Raw genomic sequence first — 15744 nt, 5'->3', positions numbered from 1 at the left:
ATTTAACTTATTCTGCGGGTTTTTATTAAAAAACACCAAGAAAGCGTCCCCATTTGGCTAAAAACCTTGAGACTGACTTTCTAGTATTCTTTTAAAAACTTTTCCCGAAAAAATAAATCCTCGCATTATTTCCCGGGTAATAATCGCTTCGTCCGAAAAACAATCAAATAAATCACCAGAAAAATCACTAGCGTAACAATAGACCAACGATACATCATCGCATAATTATAATGCGTCGCGATAAAGCTAAGTCCAAAGCTCCCAAGCGCCATCCCAACATCCATCCCCGATAAAAATGTCCCATTCGCAATCCCCTTTTTATCAGGTGCCGCACGATCCACTGCTAAAGCTTGCAACGACGGCTGAACCATTCCGTAGCCAAGACCGAAAAACAATGAAGATCCAAATAAACTCCAAGCTCCCGTTGCTAGCGACAACCACCACAATCCAAGGCCCATCAACACGACTCCTGGAAGAATAACCACCCGATGCCCCTTCAAATCATACAATCGTCCCGCAAAAAGCCTACTTACCAACACCATAATCGCCTGACCAACAAAGAAAATCCAGACCATCTGCACGTGTAATTCCAATCCATAAATCATCATAAATGTCTGAATACCACCTAATGGAAAAACCATCAGCATACAGAGCAGCGCTGGTAGCAATGCGCCCTTATCAAATAACTGCATCTTATGCTTCACGACTATCGCTTGTTTCGGCATTTTCAACCGTGTCACCAACAGAAAAACCAATACCATCAATACGATCGAAAACCCAATCAAAAAATTAAATGAAAACTGGTTCATCAAAATAATCGCAATAATCGGCGCTAGCGACATTCCAAGCGCCGTCGTCAATCCATAAAAACCAATACCTTCTCCCGTCCGATTCGGTGGCACTAACGTCGAAACCCCCGTCGCAATCGAGGTCGTCGTAATCCCCCAACCGACACCATGAAATAGCCGTAACACCAATAATGCCGAGACTACCGTTGACCAATAAAAATTCACCGTCACCGCAATCAACACAAAGAACCCGACCAAAATCATGATTTTCGCACCAAAACGATCATTTAGCCCTCCCGCAATCACTCGCATGAACAAAGCGACCAACGAAAATAAGCCCACCGCTAAACTCGCCTGGGTCTCCGTACCACCTAATTTAATAATTTGCGCAGGTAGCGTTGGCATAAAAATCTGAAATCCAATATATAAAAATAAGCTGGAGATCAATAATATCACATAATCTTTCGTCCATAATTTCGCCTTCAAAAAATCCCTTCTCACTCTAAATTATTTTCAATACGTGCCAAGATATCCAAGTAGACTTCTAGCTCCGTATCCGCTATCCCCCGATAGAAGTGGGTGCACGTCTCCTCCACCACATTCCGAATCAGTTGTACTTTTTGTTTACCTTCTGTCGATAAAGCTAGCGATGTAATTCGCCGATCCTGTGCATCTATTGCCTTTGTCATTAAATTTTTTCGAATGAGCACATCGATAATTCGATTAACAGTCGGAGCGTCCTTTTCTGTGAACGCTGCTATATGTCGTTGCGAAATTGGCGCCTTCTGATCCACCACATTCAAAACAGACCACTGTTCCGGTGTCACATCAAACCGCTCCAAACCGTGCTGCAAGTGAAGGCTTGTTTTCTTAGCCACTACATTCGTCCGAAACGCCACATCCTCATAAAATCCCCGCATCGCGATTCCCCTCCCTACATTTAATTGTCATGACAACTATATCATAAAAAAAGATATGATAACAGTTATAGCCATTACCATACCCTAAAATAAGATTTTATTTTTCACTATCCATTGCAAATTTACCAACAATCGCAGCCACTAAACCACCAACGATAGGCGCTACAATGAACACCCACAATTGAGATAAAGCTTCACCGCCAGCAAATAGAGCTGGACCGATACTACGAGCCGGGTTAACAGAAGTTCCTGTCAACGGAATGCCTAGTAAGTGAATTAAAACTAAAGTCAAGCCGATAACTAAACCAGCAAAAGCAGGATTTCCTTTTTTACCAGTAACGACGATAATAACTAATACAAATACGAAAGTTAAGATTGCTTCTACTAAGAATGCGCCGCCTGCACCGATATTTCCAAATCCATTTTGACCTAAGTTTTTAGTAGACATGTCAGAAAGATTTAAGAATGAAAGCAATGTAACGGAACCAACAATCGCACCAGCTACTTGCGCCACAATGTATCCAACTAACTCGCTACCTGAAATTCTCTTGTTTAAAAACATCGCAACGGAAACAGCTGGATTCACGTGACATCCAGAAATAGTTCCAATGCTGTACGCCATCGCAACGATTGACAAACCAAATGCCATCGCGATTCCAAGCGTCCCAATCCCTTCAATTCCACCGCCTAAAACTGCGGTACCTGTGCCGAATAAGACCAAAACAAAAGTTCCAATAAATTCAGCAAATAATTTCTTACTCATGTGTTCTCCTCCTTTTGAATTTTTTTCGCACTTACTATATATACCTCGAAATGGGTCATTTGTAAACCTTTATTTTTGTAATAAAATGCACAAATGATGCAAATTTAATGGTATTGACAAAAAGAAGCGCTTACCTTAACGTAGTAGCATAGAGATGTTCCACGTGAAACGTCAATACCTTGCGAAAAGGAGATTTAAAAATGGCAATTATCCAAGTAAAATCGACAAATCCTGATTTCTCCTTTCTAATAAAGAAGAATCCCGACTCAGGCATGATCTTAAGACAAATGCGTAAAGGCGTCGCACACGGCTGGTATTCCCCACAAGATACCTACAACGTTTATTTCAAAGACGCTGATAATGATATTTCCTATAAGAAGTACCGTGATGAAAATTTTGAATATCTCAATCTATCTCGCTATAATTCGAATATTTTCCCATTAAATGCTCTGAGTGAGTTTTTCTCTTTAAAAGAAAGAGATCCGCGCGATCAAGCAGGTTTCACACACGAGTTTCATATTAATATGCTCTACATTCGCCGTGTCCACTATATCGAGTTTTTCCAAAAATATATGCCAGACTACACATTCGAAGTAACGCACCTTTCCGATTCTAACTGGGCGGTGACGATCTCCACAAAATCTAGTCTCTACGATTTGATTCATATTTCCAATCTATTTTGCCTATTTTTCGCTGGTTTCAGTCGCGAATATTTGGATATTACGGACGATTTACTGAAGAAATACATCAAAAGTGTACAAATCACAGATCCACCGTTCTATATTCGTAACCTTTTTGCGCATCATTTCTTAACGACTCGCAAACTGTTCAGTCAATTCAAATCAGAACTGGAAGCTACCGACCGTTACGATATTCAGTTCGATTTTGGTGGTACGGCGGTTCAAAGACGGAATTTCATCGCGAGTCAGCTGAATTTTAATAAAATTATTGTCGATATTGGTTGCGGCGAAGGCTTTTATGCCATTCCATTTGCTGAAAAAACAAAACTTGATTATTACGCAATCGATATTGATCCCGAAATGCTCCTTTTGACCAATAAAAAAGCGGCGAAAAAAGAGCTTGATAACATTATCACCTACTCCTCCTTAGAAGCATTCTTGGAAAATGCCCCAACTGAAAAGGTCGATGTTATTTTGACGGAAGTCATTGAACACATGCCTACCAAAATGGCAAAAAAAATGATCCGTAAAATCATCGAAAATATCGATTTTGATACGTGTATTATCACGACGCCAAACAGTGAGTTTAATTCCTTTTATGGTTTGGAGGGCTTCCGTCACGATGACCACGATTGGGAAATGAGTACCGAGGAATTCCAAGAATGGCTTACCGAAACGATCGATAATAGTAAAGTCACAGTGGAATTTCAAGCAATTGGTGATGCAGTGAACGGTATTCATACTACGCAAAGCGCGCTTTTAAGGAAAAAGGAGGATTAATATGGAACTAAAAACACAACTCCACACAATTTTCATGCTCGTCGGCCCAACAGAATGCGGAAAAACCACTTTTGCAAATGAAATTCTGATACCACAACTCCAATTTTCTGAACCCGACAAAAATTTTCATGCGAACGTCCAATATCTATCTTCTGATGCAATTCGCCAAGAGATGCTAGGTAAAGACTACGATAAATATGCTCAAATCATGCTCGAAGCAAGTGATCAAACGTTCGAAATGCTGTTCAAAAAACTAGATTTGGTCACAAAATTCCCAATCAACGCCGAATTTGTTGTTTTAGATACAACTGGACTAACCGCTGATTTTCGTGAAAAAGTCCGCGAAACGGCGAAAAATAATAATTACAATGTCGAGATTATCCTTTTTGACTACCGAAATCGTGATGACTACTACACAAGCGAGCGTTCGAAAAAGCTTATCAGTAACCATGTCACACGTCTGAAAAAGGAAATTTTACCGAATATCGCGCGTGAAAACTACAAACACATCCATCGTATTCGCGCAAAGAATTTTACGACACAAACGGCGGACTATCAAATTCTGATCACAAACCAAGCCTCGTTTTTAAATACGCTTCTACCAACAAATGAGACCTACACAATGATTGGCGACGTTCATGAATGCACGAACGAACTACAAACACTCTTGCAAAAATTAGGATGCCAAATCGAAAACGGCAAAATCATACAGAGCCCTCATAAAATGGTTCTCGTTGGTGACTGGATCGATAAAGGGAAAAACACTCGCGAAATTACCGAATTTCTATACGAAAATCAACAATTCTTTCTATTCGTACTTGGAAATCATGAAAACTTTGTTCATAAATACATTTTGGGCGAGATTAAAGGGGCAAATCAAGAAATTGTCGATAATTACTTCGACTCCATTCCTGATTTAGTCGCTGATCCTGAACTTTTTGCGAAATTTGAACACCTTTTCCGATTAGCACAGCCCTTCTATCATTATATTGGTGATGAGACAGCATCCTTTTATGTCACCCACTCGCCGTGTCAGAATAAGTATATTGGCAAACTCGACGGGAACTCCATGCGTCATCAGCGCAATTTCCACCTTGATCGGACAAGACCTGTGCAGGAGCAGCTGACATTCTTGGAAAACGATGCTGTGAATAATTATCCATACCACATTTTCGGACATGTTGCTGCAAAACAAGCATTCCGCATCAAGAATAAGCTTCATCTGGACACTGGTTGTGCGCATGGGAATGAATTAACTGCGGTCACACTAAACTATCGCAAACCCCTTTTCAAATCCGTTCGCTCCGAAAATCAGCAACTCGCTGGCGAATTACCGACGCTTTTCAAACGCGAGCGGCATGTTTCCATCCGCGATCTAGACACAGAATCATTGCGTCGGCTTCATTTCATCGGCGAAAACAAAATCAATTTTATCTCAGGAACGATGTCTCCTGCACCTAAAGACCTAGAAACCAACTCGTTAGAATCGCTAGAAAAAGGACTACATTATTTCGCCGAAAAAGGCATATCCGAAGTTGTCCTACAACCAAAATACATGGGCTCCCGCTGCAACGTCTACCTGCATAAAAATACAAAATCTAGTTTTGCGGTCAGTCGAAATGGCTTCAAAATAACTCATATTGACTTAACGCCGATTTACGCATCACTGCACACACGATTTGGCGAATACATGGAGCAAAATCATATCCAAATGCTCATCTTAGACGGCGAACTACTTCCTTGGCAGGCGCTCGGCAAAGAACTCATCGAAAAACAATTCCAACCGATGGAAACCGCGTTGCACACCGAGCTCTCCTTTTTGCAAGCACACGGTTTTGATGAGGCTCTGTCGCAGCTAATCAGCGAATATGATGCCACTGATTTCGCGGTCGATCAAACCAAACTAACAAAAAAAGAACTCAACGACAAATACAGCTCGCGGCTCTACCAAAACTACAAACCACTAAACCAAATCAAACAAACCCGTGTGGTATTGGCACAACACCAAGAAGCTTTGCAGACATACAAACAACAACTAGAAATTCACGCGACAGACGCCGAACTAGATTACAAAGCCTTTGCCCTACTCAAAATCATTTACAACGACGGCACTGAACAAATCCCTGCTTGGTCAACTTCTGAGATGTATAGATTCCTTAACGATGACACATTTGTGCAACTAGATCTCACGCAACCCGACTACTTGTCGATCGCCGAAGCCTATTTCGCCAACCTCACCACAATTAATAAGATGGAAGGCGTCGTCATCAAACCAGAAAAAGTAACACCACACATCGCGCCATACATGAAAGTGCGCAACATGGACTACTTGTCCATCGTATACGGTTATGACTTCCAGTTCCCACATAAATTGGACAAACTAATAAAACAAAAAAGCATCAACAAAAAACTTCGAACCTCTATCAAAGAATCCCAACTTGCTTCCAAATTATTAGAAATAAATTGGTCAGAAATCACACCGAACAATCAGAAATTCAATGAAACTGCAGCAAACCTACTATTTGAAGTAGAACAAGAACGCGATATCGATCCTAGATTATAAAGTTTCACGTGAAACATATCAAAAAGAAGCTACCCTCGCCAAATCTATGCGGCAGTAGCTTCTTTTTGTTTACCCTTTTACAGGTTTAATTACAATATAACGATATGGTTCGCGACCTTCTGAATGTGTTTCCACACGCTTATCTTCGCTCAAAATCGCATGAATTGTTTTTCGTTCAAACGAAGGCATCGGCTCTAAATGAACAACTCGGCGCGTCTTCACTGTCTTATCGGCCATTTTCTTACCTAATAAGGTCAATGTTTCATAACGACGTTCCCGGTAATCCCCAACATTTACGACCACATTTTTATATTGGTCTGTATCCTTATTGGCGATCAGTTGCGTCAAATATTGTAGTGCATTTAACGTTTGACCATGTTTTCCAATCAACAATCCTAGATTATTTCCTGACACTTGGATGCTGACTTCTTTACCTTGTTCAGAGACATCAACGGATACTTCCGCACCCATTTTCGTAGCCACGTCAGTCACGTATTGGACAGCAGTCTCGATTTGGTTATGTTTTTCGATGACCTTGACCATCGCAAGCCTTGAACCAATCCCGAAAATACCTTTTTTACCCGGATCCATGATTTCCACGTCTACTTTTTCCCGCGTTGTGCCTAAGTCCTTCAACGCGTTTTGAATTGCTTCTTCAACGGTTTGGCCTTGCGCAGTTATATCTCTCACTTTCTCTTCTTACCTCCCTTTTTCGATGCAGGCATTGTCGCTGCTTTCTTTTTAAGTCTTTCTTCTTCCTTCTTAGCTTCTTCCAAAGCCGCAGCTTCGCGTTTTGCCTTGAATGGATTATTAATTAACATCGTTTGGAAAATCGTAAATATATTTCCGACAACCCAGTAAAGCGCTAGTGCTGACGGTAAACTGATACCTGCAAAAAGAATCATCAACGGCATGAGATAGATAATCATGTTCATTGATTTATTTTGCTGCGTTTGGCCCATCATCGACAATTTAGAAGATACAAACGTCGTCAACGCGGCTAAAATCGGCAAAACGAAATACGGATCTTTATCGCCAAGTGTCATCCATAGGAAATCTTGTGTTTTGATCTCTGCTGTCCGGCTAATCGCTTGATAGAAACCAAGCAAGATCGGCATTTGGATCAATAACGGCAAACAACCCATCATTGGATTTGCATTGTTTTCTTGATATAAACGCATAGTTTCTTGCTGTAATTTTTGTTTCGTTTCGTTATCTTTTGATTTGTATTTTTCTTGTAGTTCTTTAATTTGCGGTTGCATTGCTGTCATTGCTTTTTGGCTTTTCAGTTGTTTAATCATTAAAGGCATGATCAAAAGTCTGATGACAACGGTCGTCATGATGATCCCCATTGCATAGTTGCCACCAAATAGCTCCGCGAACCAGATGATTACTTGTGATAATGGATAGACAATGTAATGACTCCAAAATCCTGATGACTCCGATGTGATTGGATCAGTTGAAATACCACACCCAGCTAAAACTGCTAACAGCCCCGTCATCAACCCTACTAAGAGTAACTTCTTTTTCAATTGCATTTTCTTCTTCAAATAGTGCTACCTCCACTCTCCGCCTGTATTCTTCTCATAAAATTACTTTTTCTGACCCTGCTTCAAAACTCTAGATAATTTCAAAACATGCATCAAACTTTTTTTAATCTCATGAAAATCCATATTGGCCGCCGGTTTTCTGGCGATGATAATATAGTCATAACCTGGAGCAACTTGCTCATTCAGCTCATGAAAGGTTTGCCTGATGCAACGTTTAATACGATTTCGCACGACAGCGTTTCCAATTTTCTTACTCACAGAAAGCCCAATTCGAAAATGCGTCAAATCTTCCCTTTTAAATATGTAAACGACAAATTGACGATTCGCAAACGACTTCCCTTTCTTAAATACGCGTTGAAACTCATCATCTTTCTTGATACGATATGCTTTTTTCATAAAATCTCCATCTTCTAATCAGATTATCTTGTCCGCAAAATGCACCCCTGTTAAGAAGTTAGGACATCATCTTAACAAATCGGCGGCAAGCGTTCGATTTGTGTAAAGCCAAATATACGTCTTACTCCATGCTTCAGACTTATTTAGGCCTGTCCCAACCTCTTAACGGTTCACTCTGACGTAAAAAAAACCACTGAGTCTTTTTCAGTGGTCTACGCAGATAAAACTTTTCTTCCTTTACGACGACGACTAGCTAAAACTCTACGTCCGTTTTTAGAACTCATACGTTGACGGAAACCATGTACTTTTTTTCTTTTACGCTTGCTTGGTTGGTATGTTCTTTTCATTAATTACACCTCCTAAAAAGGGTCTATTACAAATTCATTCGTATAGACAGTCTTAGACATTGTACAGAAATATATCGAATTTGTCAATAATACCTCATAACAAAGTAGAATATAAAAACTCTATCTTCCATAATACCATATTTCGAAAGCGATATATACCTATATTTAAAAATTTTTTATCTAAAAACCTCCACTTCTTTATTTTTGTGGATAAGCACAGTAAGCGCAGATTCAACTGCTTAATGCTCCTTTTTTGTGGATAACTTCTGCTTTCCCTGAAAAGTTATGCACAATTTAGGGGTAGTTAACCACAGGTGCTTGTGGATAACTATTTTGCTCGTATTTTTTTATCCAGTCCTAGTTCACAAGTTATGCACAAGCTCATATCCTGTGGACATCTTTTTTCAACAACTGTATAATTTTGTGGATAGAATTTGAAATCCCTTGCGATTGTGTTGTTTTTCTGATAATATATCAATTGTCGAATAGAAAATTATTTGGGGATAACATTATTTATCCACAGTTAACTTTTGCTTTGTGGATAACTTCTAAACAACCCCTGTATAACTTTATCCACGGCTTTATATCACTGTGGATAACTTTTACGTCTAATAAAAAGGGGGGAATACTGTGCAAACAATGGAGGACATATGGAATGAAACCTTGCGAATCGTCAAACAAAATATGAGTAAGCCTAGCTACGATACGTGGATGAAATCAACAACCGCACATTCTCTTGAAGGAAGCACGTTTATCGTAACGGCACCTAATAATTTTGTTCGTGACTGGCTTGAAAAAAGTTATTCACAATTTATCGCTAATATCCTACAAGAAATCACAGGGGAAAATTTCGAAGTTCGATTTATCGATGGCGAGCAAGATGAAGTATTTGATAATTATATTCCACCAAAACCGCGTAATTTAGAGGACGAAATGGACGAAGAGAACTCTAAACATATGCTAAATCCACGTTATGTATTTGATACATTTGTTATTGGTTCAGGGAATCGTTTTGCCCACGCAGCCTCACTGGCAGTGGCCGAAGCACCAGCAAAAGCCTATAATCCACTCTTCATTTATGGTGGCGTTGGACTCGGAAAAACACATTTAATGCACGCGATTGGTCACTATGTTTTAGAACATAAAACCAATGCCAAAGTAATGTACCTTTCGAGTGAAAAATTTACAAATGAATTCATTAACTCTATTCGAGAAAATAAAGCCGAAGAATTTCGCAATAAATACCGTAATGTTGACGTTCTTCTAATCGATGACATTCAATTTTTAGCTGGGAAAGAAGGAACGCAGGAAGAATTTTTCCACACATTCAACACGCTTTATGATGAGCAAAAGCAGATTATTATTTCCAGTGATCGCCCACCAAAAGAAATTCCAACACTTGAAGATCGCTTACGCTCGCGCTTTGAATGGGGTCTGATTACGGATATTACACCGCCTGATTTGGAAACTCGGATCGCCATTTTACGCAAAAAAGCCAAAGCTGACGGACTAGATATTCCAAATGAAGTGATGCTCTACATTGCGAATCAAATTGACTCCAATATTCGAGAGCTAGAAGGCGCACTTATACGCGTTGTTGCCTATTCATCGCTTGTTAATAAAGATATCAACGCCAATCTTGCAGCCGAAGCCCTCAAAGATATCATTCCAAATTCGAAATCCCACGTGATCCGAATTCCGGATATCCAAGAAGCTGTCGGCGCCTATTACCACGTTCGCCTAGAAGATTTTAAAGCGAAAAAACGGACGAAAAGCATTGCCTATCCTAGACAAATCGCGATGTATCTTTCCCGTGAGTTAACAGACGCTTCCCTACCTAAAATTGGCGAAGAATTCGGTGGTCGCGACCACACAACCGTTATTCACGCCCACGAAAAAATCTCACAGCTACTGAAAATCGATCAAAACCTGAAAAATGATTTAGCAGAGATTGAAAAAAACTTGAATAAACCACAGAATCTATTTTAAGAACGAAAAGCTGAATGGGCTCGTTCAGCTCCGGAAATTTCGAGGAGCTAGCCCGTGAAGTGGGATCCAAAGGCGCAGAGCATGGATAGAACAAATCCAATCCACACCTCAAATCAGCTAAATGCTACTTAAAAGAGCCTCCACAATATCCACCACACCTGTGTATAATGTGGATAACTAGAACATACTTACTAACAAGTTATCAACATGTGGAAAACTTTATACGACCTAGGCTCAGATATACTTATCCACAAATCCACAGGCCCTATTACTATTACTACGATTTTTTATTAATTAATTAAACATATTTTGATATAATGCTATACTTAGAAAAAGAAACTAAAAAATGGGGGAATTCTCATGAAATTTGTCATTCAGCGCGATCGTCTTGTTCAAGCGGTAAACGAAGTAACGCGTGCTATTTCTTCAAGGACTACTATTCCAATTTTGACGGGGATTAAAATCACTGTAAATGATGAGGGTGTCACACTAACTGGTAGTGATTCTGATATCTCGATCGAAGCTTTTATACCTTTAATTGAAAATGATGAAATTCTAGTGGAAGTCGAGAATTTCGGTAGTATTGTTCTACAAGCTCGCTATTTTGGTGATATTGTTCGTCGTTTGCCTGATGAGAATGTTGAGCTTGAAGTAACAACTAACTATCAAACGAATATTCGCTCTGGACAAGCATCGTTTAACTTGATTGGACTTGATCCAGCGGAATATCCCAAATTGCCTGAGGTTACGGCGGGTAAAAGTATTCAAATTCCGATTTCTGTGCTTAAAAATATTATTAGACAAACTGTTTTTGCCGTGTCTGCGATTGAAGTTCGTCCTGTTTTAACGGGTGTTAACTGGATGATCAAAAATAATGTCCTTACTGCAGTTGCAACGGATAGTCATCGTTTGGCATTACGCGAAATTCCACTCACAACCGAGATCGACGAGGAATATAATATCGTTATTCCAGGGAAAAGTTTGTCTGAGTTAAATAAGATTCTGGATGAAGGTACGGACTCTATCGAAATGGTACTCGCGAATAATCAGATTTTATTTAAACTAAAAGATTTGTTATTTTACTCACGTCTTTTGGAAGGAAGTTATCCTGATACATCTCGACTTATCCCAACGGAAACAAAATCAGACTTAGTAATTAATGCTAAATCATTTTTACAAGCGATTGATCGTGCCTCGCTACTTGCGCGTGAAAATCGTAACAATGTGATTAAATTAATGACTTTAGAAAATGGACAAGTCGAAGTTTCCTCGAATTCTCCGGAAGTCGGGAATGTTTCGGAAAAAGTTTTCAGTCAAAGCTTCACTGGTGAGGAAATCAAAATTTCGTTTAACGGGAAGTACATGATGGATGCATTGCGGGCTTTTGACGGTGCTGATATTCAAATTTCTTTCTCTGGAACTATGCGTCCGTTCGTATTGCGACCAAAAGATGCAGAAAATCCAAACGAAATTTTACAGCTGATCACACCAGTTCGTACGTACTAAAATATTATTTTACCTGCTCAGTGAAAATTGGGCGGGTTTTGTTGTTGTGCCAAAAATACGCAGGGGGCCTTGGGGATATGATTAAAGATATGACCGCTGGAAATCCGACGAGAACGATTTTTTACTTTGCGATGCCGATGTTATTAGGAAATTTATTTCAGCAGTTTTATACGATGGTCGATGCGATGATTGTTGGAAAATTTGTTGGTGTGAACGCGCTGGCTGCTGTGGGCGCGACAAATGCGCTCAATTTTTTCTTTTTATCGCTAGTTATTGGATTGATGAGCGGGGTTTCGGTTGTTGTTGCGCAATATTTCGGTTTTCAGGATTTTCATAAATTAAAGCAAGTGATTGCAACGGCGAGTATTATGATCATTTCGGTGTCTGTTGTTCTGACCATCATCGGTATTTTATTGGCCAAACCATTGCTACTACTGATGGGAACGCCTACAGAAATATTGAGCGACTCGGTACTTTTTCTGACGACATTGTTTATTGGAATATTGCCAATGGGGCTTTATAACGGTGTTTCGGCGATTTTAAGGGCACTTGGAAACTCAATTACGCCACTTTATTTTCTTATTATTTCGTCGTTACTCAATATTGCGCTGAGTTTTCTTTTCGTCGTTGGATTTGGTATGGGTGTTGCTGGCGCTGCTTGGGCGACCGTTATTAGTCAGCTCGTTTCGGCAATCCTTTGTATTTTTTACGCCTATCGCAAAATTCCATACATGCGTCTGAAAAGGAAAGATATGCATTTTGATCGCGCTATTTTTAAAGAAATTTTCCGAATTGCGTTTCCTTCTGCGCTGCAAGGGTCGTTTATTTCTATCGGAAATATGGCGATTCAAGGCTTGATTAACAGTTTCGGGGCAACAGTTGTCGCAGCATACACGGCGGCGAGTCGGATTGATTCGCTAACGTATCAACCTGGTATCGCGTTCGGCGCAGCTTCCTCCATGTTCGCTGGCCAAAATATGGGTGCCGGAAAAATAGATCGTGTCAAACAAGGCTTTTGGTCCGGGATAAAAGTCGTAACCATCGTCAGTTTGGCGATCACTGTATTAGTACAGATTTTTGCGCATCAGTTTTTGACACTGTTTCTCGATAGTTCAGCGACGGAAGCTTTATCGATTGGTACCGGTTATTTGAAAATCGTGTCGCTTTTCTATGTTGTCGTTGGGATTTTGTTTGTCGTTCGGGAAACGTTGCGTGGAACTGGAGATGCGATTGTGCCTCTTTGGATGGGAATTTTTGAATTGGTATCGCGACTTGCTATCGGTTTTATTTTGTCCCAATTTTTAGGATATATGGGCTTGTGGTGGGCAACTCCAGTGGCTTGGGTAAGTGCGACGATGCTTGGTTTATGGCGCTATAAATCAGGGCGTTGGATGCGAAAAGCTGTTATCAAGAAAGAACTATAGTAGAATAAGAGATGCGGAAGTAAGAAAGTGAAGATAAAGGAGTAGAAAATAGATGATTATTAGAAAATTGCCTTTAGATAAGTGGGAAAAAGCCTCAGAGATTAGCGTTTTTCGGGAACAAAAAGTGTTTGTTGATTCTGTTGCGGATTCATTAATTCGAATCGATGACGAGCCAGATGACTCCAAGTTGGTCTACAATCCATATGGCATTTACGCAGAAAATGAGCTGGTTGGCTTTATTTTGTATACGTTTGAAGATGAGTCAAAAGATAATCATTGGATTTCTGGTTTTTTGATCGACAAAGATTACCAACATCAAGGTATCGGTCGCAGAGCTTTGGAGCAACTGGTGGACTTTGTTTTTGTGAAAAATCCGGAGAGCATCGAAGTGAAGCTTGCTGTATCTCCAGAAAATCTGGTCGCGAAGAAACTCTTTTTGTCGGTCGGTTTTAAAGATGCTGGATGGAAAAAGGAAAATAAAGAAGTTTTGTGCTTTAAGAACAAAAATCCACTGAGAAGCCCCATATTTATTTATAAGCCAAAATAATATCCCCCTATTAGTTTTGCTAAAATTGGCTAAAAAACGCATATATAAATAATTTCGTTGTATTCTGTCGGATTTTCTAGTAAAATAGAGGAATAGGGCTTATTAAGATTGGACGTGAAAAAATTGGCGGATAGTATTAAAATCAATACCGAATATATTACACTTGGGCAACTGCTTCAAATGATGGATGTCATTTCATCGGGCGGCATGGCGAAAGCATTTTTGAGTGAGAACATGGTGTATATAAACGGAGAAGAAGATAATCGTCGCGGTCGTAAGTTACGAAATGGCGATGTAGTCTTAGTTCCTGGTGAGGGTAAAATCCAGATCCAACAAGGCTGATCAAAGAAGGATAAGGGATTATATGCATTTAGAGAATTTAGTATTGCGACAATTTCGTAACTACAAAGAGCAAGAATTGACATTTGATAATAAGGTCAATCTTTTTCTAGGCGAGAATGCGCAGGGTAAGACTAATCTTTTGGAAGCTATTTTAATGCTCGCAGTTGCGAAATCGCACCGGACGACGAATGATAAGGATTTCATTAGTTGGGATGCTGAATCGGCCAAGATTGAAGGCCGAGTCGAGAAACATGGACATTCTGTGCCACTAGAACTTACGCTGACACAAAAAGGCAAGAAGGCTAAAGTAAACCATTTAGAACAGAAGAAGCTAAGCCAATATGTCGGTAATTTGAACGTGGTTATGTTCGCTCCTGAGGACTTATCACTCGTAAAAGGCGCGCCGGGCGTGAGAAGACGTTTTATCAATATGGAAATCGGTCAAATGCAACCGGTTTACCTGCATGATTTGAGTCAATATCAACGCATTTTGCAGCAACGCAATCATTTTTTAAAGCAAGCACAAATAAAGCGCAAATCAGATCCGACAATGTGGCAAATTTTGACGGAGCAATTCATTGAAGTTGCAGTGAAATTAACGAAGCGCCGAGCGGATTTTATCGAAAGGTTGGAACAATTCGCGGTTCCGATCCATTTTGAAATCTCGCGTGAACTCGAGAACTTGAAATTAGAATACAAGCCATCGGTGGAACTGGAAGGTTCGAATACGGAGGAATGGCAAGCGAATTTATATAAGAAAATGGAATCTATCGCTCAAAGAGAAATCGATCGGGGTGTCACGCTAATCGGACCACACCGAGATGATCTCTTCTTTTATGTCAATGATCAAAACGTGCAGGTGTTCGGCTCCCAAGGGCAGCAGCGCACGACGGCTCTTTCTGTGAAACTGGCAGAAATCGATTTGATTTTTGAGGAGACTGGCGAATACCCGGTTTTGTTGCTGGATGATGTGCTTAGTGAGCTCGATGATTTCAGGCAATCTCATTTGTTAGCGGCGATTCAAGGCAAGGTGCAGACATTTGTGACAACGACAAGCATTGATGGTATTGACCATGCGACGCTAAACGATGCAACAACATTTTGGGTGGAAAAAGGTACGGTAACTAGGAAATAATTTTTGTAAACGGA

Annotated in this window: 15 protein-coding genes; 8 read left to right on the top strand and 7 right to left on the bottom strand. The window is 40.1% G+C overall.

Features of this window, described 5'->3' with window-relative positions; genetic code table 11:
* Positions 1-125 precede the first annotated feature (125 nt).
* From HCJ54_RS08665 to HCJ54_RS08655, 3 genes are all read right to left on the bottom strand, one after another.
* Positions 126-1274, bottom strand: coding sequence for an MFS transporter (locus HCJ54_RS08665; RefSeq protein WP_244966923.1), 1149 nt, complete (start codon positions 1272-1274; stop codon positions 126-128).
* 11 nt (positions 1275-1285) lie between these two features.
* Complete coding sequence (locus HCJ54_RS08660) at positions 1286-1708, bottom strand: MarR family winged helix-turn-helix transcriptional regulator (RefSeq protein WP_036066406.1); 423 nt, start codon at positions 1706-1708, stop codon at positions 1286-1288.
* Positions 1709-1805: 97 nt separating this feature from the next.
* Positions 1806-2471, bottom strand: coding sequence for an aquaporin (locus tag HCJ54_RS08655; RefSeq protein WP_036066407.1), 666 nt, complete (start codon positions 2469-2471; stop codon positions 1806-1808).
* A 200-nt stretch (positions 2472-2671) separates the two neighbouring features.
* On the opposite strand from HCJ54_RS08655, the gene HCJ54_RS08650 reads away from it, so the two are divergent.
* Together HCJ54_RS08650 and HCJ54_RS08645 are read left to right on the top strand one after the other, a co-directional pair.
* Positions 2672-3931, top strand: a complete 1260-nt coding sequence (locus HCJ54_RS08650; protein ID WP_187137351.1) for a class I SAM-dependent methyltransferase — start codon at positions 2672-2674, stop codon at positions 3929-3931.
* Between the two features lies 1 nt (position 3932).
* The gene (locus HCJ54_RS08645) at positions 3933-6494 is read left to right on the top strand and encodes a metallophosphoesterase (RefSeq protein ID WP_187137350.1); all 2562 of its coding nucleotides are present in this window, start codon (positions 3933-3935) and stop codon (positions 6492-6494) included.
* 69 nt (positions 6495-6563) lie between these two features.
* On the opposite strand, the gene jag is transcribed toward HCJ54_RS08645, so the two are convergent.
* From jag to rpmH, 4 genes are all read right to left on the bottom strand, one after another.
* Entirely contained in the window at positions 6564-7184 is a 621-nt protein-coding gene (jag, locus tag HCJ54_RS08640; RefSeq protein ID WP_187137349.1) for an RNA-binding cell elongation regulator Jag/EloR, read from the bottom strand.
* A complete protein-coding gene (yidC, locus tag HCJ54_RS08635; protein WP_187137348.1) occupies positions 7181-8044 on the bottom strand; it encodes a membrane protein insertase YidC in 864 nt (287 codons plus the stop codon). The genes jag and yidC overlap by 4 nt, the downstream gene beginning before the upstream one ends.
* 42 nt (positions 8045-8086) lie before the next feature.
* Positions 8087-8440, bottom strand: coding sequence for a ribonuclease P protein component (rnpA, locus tag HCJ54_RS08630; protein WP_185526505.1), 354 nt, complete (start codon positions 8438-8440; stop codon positions 8087-8089).
* 212 nt (positions 8441-8652) lie between these two features.
* On the bottom strand, positions 8653-8787 hold the full coding sequence (gene rpmH, locus HCJ54_RS08625; RefSeq protein WP_036084822.1) for a 50S ribosomal protein L34: 135 nt from the start codon (positions 8785-8787) through the stop codon (positions 8653-8655).
* Positions 8788-9417: 630 nt separating this feature from the next.
* Between rpmH and dnaA the strand changes: the two genes are divergently transcribed.
* The 6 genes from dnaA to recF all read left to right on the top strand — a co-directional run bounded on the left by dnaA (position 9418) and on the right by recF (position 15730).
* Entirely contained in the window at positions 9418-10776 is a 1359-nt protein-coding gene (dnaA, locus tag HCJ54_RS08620; RefSeq protein ID WP_036066414.1) for a chromosomal replication initiator protein DnaA, read from the top strand.
* A gap of 360 nt (positions 10777-11136) precedes the next feature.
* Positions 11137-12282, top strand: coding sequence for a DNA polymerase III subunit beta (gene dnaN, locus HCJ54_RS08615; RefSeq protein ID WP_185410527.1), 1146 nt, complete (start codon positions 11137-11139; stop codon positions 12280-12282).
* Positions 12283-12359: 77 nt separating this feature from the next.
* Positions 12360-13706, top strand: a complete 1347-nt coding sequence (locus HCJ54_RS08610) for an MATE family efflux transporter (protein WP_187137347.1) — start codon at positions 12360-12362, stop codon at positions 13704-13706.
* 52 nt (positions 13707-13758) lie between these two features.
* Entirely contained in the window at positions 13759-14253 is a 495-nt protein-coding gene (locus HCJ54_RS08605; protein ID WP_187137346.1) for a GNAT family N-acetyltransferase, read from the top strand.
* Between the two features lie 108 nt (positions 14254-14361).
* Positions 14362-14595: a S4 domain-containing protein YaaA gene (yaaA, locus tag HCJ54_RS08600; protein ID WP_277619714.1), complete on the top strand. Its 234-nt coding sequence runs from the start codon at positions 14362-14364 to the stop codon at positions 14593-14595.
* Between the two features lie 22 nt (positions 14596-14617).
* A complete protein-coding gene (recF, locus tag HCJ54_RS08595) occupies positions 14618-15730 on the top strand; it encodes a DNA replication/repair protein RecF (RefSeq protein WP_185410531.1) in 1113 nt (370 codons plus the stop codon).
* Positions 15731-15744: the final 14 nt, after the last annotated feature.

The organism is Listeria grandensis, assembly GCF_014322885.1.
GTDB classification, from domain to species: domain Bacteria; phylum Bacillota; class Bacilli; order Lactobacillales; family Listeriaceae; genus Listeria_A; species Listeria_A grandensis.
Note: the sequence above shows the minus strand (reverse complement) of the source record. Positions and strands in the feature narration are given on the sequence as shown.

Coding starts and splice junctions, on each gene's coding strand:
- HCJ54_RS08660 (WP_036066406.1), bottom strand. CDS start 1,708: ATGCGGGGATTTTATGAGGATGTGGCGTTTCGGACGAATGTAGTGGCT.
- HCJ54_RS08655 (WP_036066407.1), bottom strand. CDS start 2,471: ATGAGTAAGAAATTATTTGCTGAATTTATTGGAACTTTTGTTTTGGTC.
- HCJ54_RS08650 (WP_187137351.1), top strand. CDS start 2,672: ATGGCAATTATCCAAGTAAAATCGACAAATCCTGATTTCTCCTTTCTA.
- HCJ54_RS08645 (WP_187137350.1), top strand. CDS start 3,933: ATGGAACTAAAAACACAACTCCACACAATTTTCATGCTCGTCGGCCCA.
- rnpA (WP_185526505.1), bottom strand. CDS start 8,440: ATGAAAAAAGCATATCGTATCAAGAAAGATGATGAGTTTCAACGCGTA.
- rpmH (WP_036084822.1), bottom strand. CDS start 8,787: ATGAAAAGAACATACCAACCAAGCAAGCGTAAAAGAAAAAAAGTACAT.
- dnaN (WP_185410527.1), top strand. CDS start 11,137: ATGAAATTTGTCATTCAGCGCGATCGTCTTGTTCAAGCGGTAAACGAA.
- HCJ54_RS08610 (WP_187137347.1), top strand. CDS start 12,360: ATGATTAAAGATATGACCGCTGGAAATCCGACGAGAACGATTTTTTAC.
- HCJ54_RS08605 (WP_187137346.1), top strand. CDS start 13,759: ATGATTATTAGAAAATTGCCTTTAGATAAGTGGGAAAAAGCCTCAGAG.
- recF (WP_185410531.1), top strand. CDS start 14,618: ATGCATTTAGAGAATTTAGTATTGCGACAATTTCGTAACTACAAAGAG.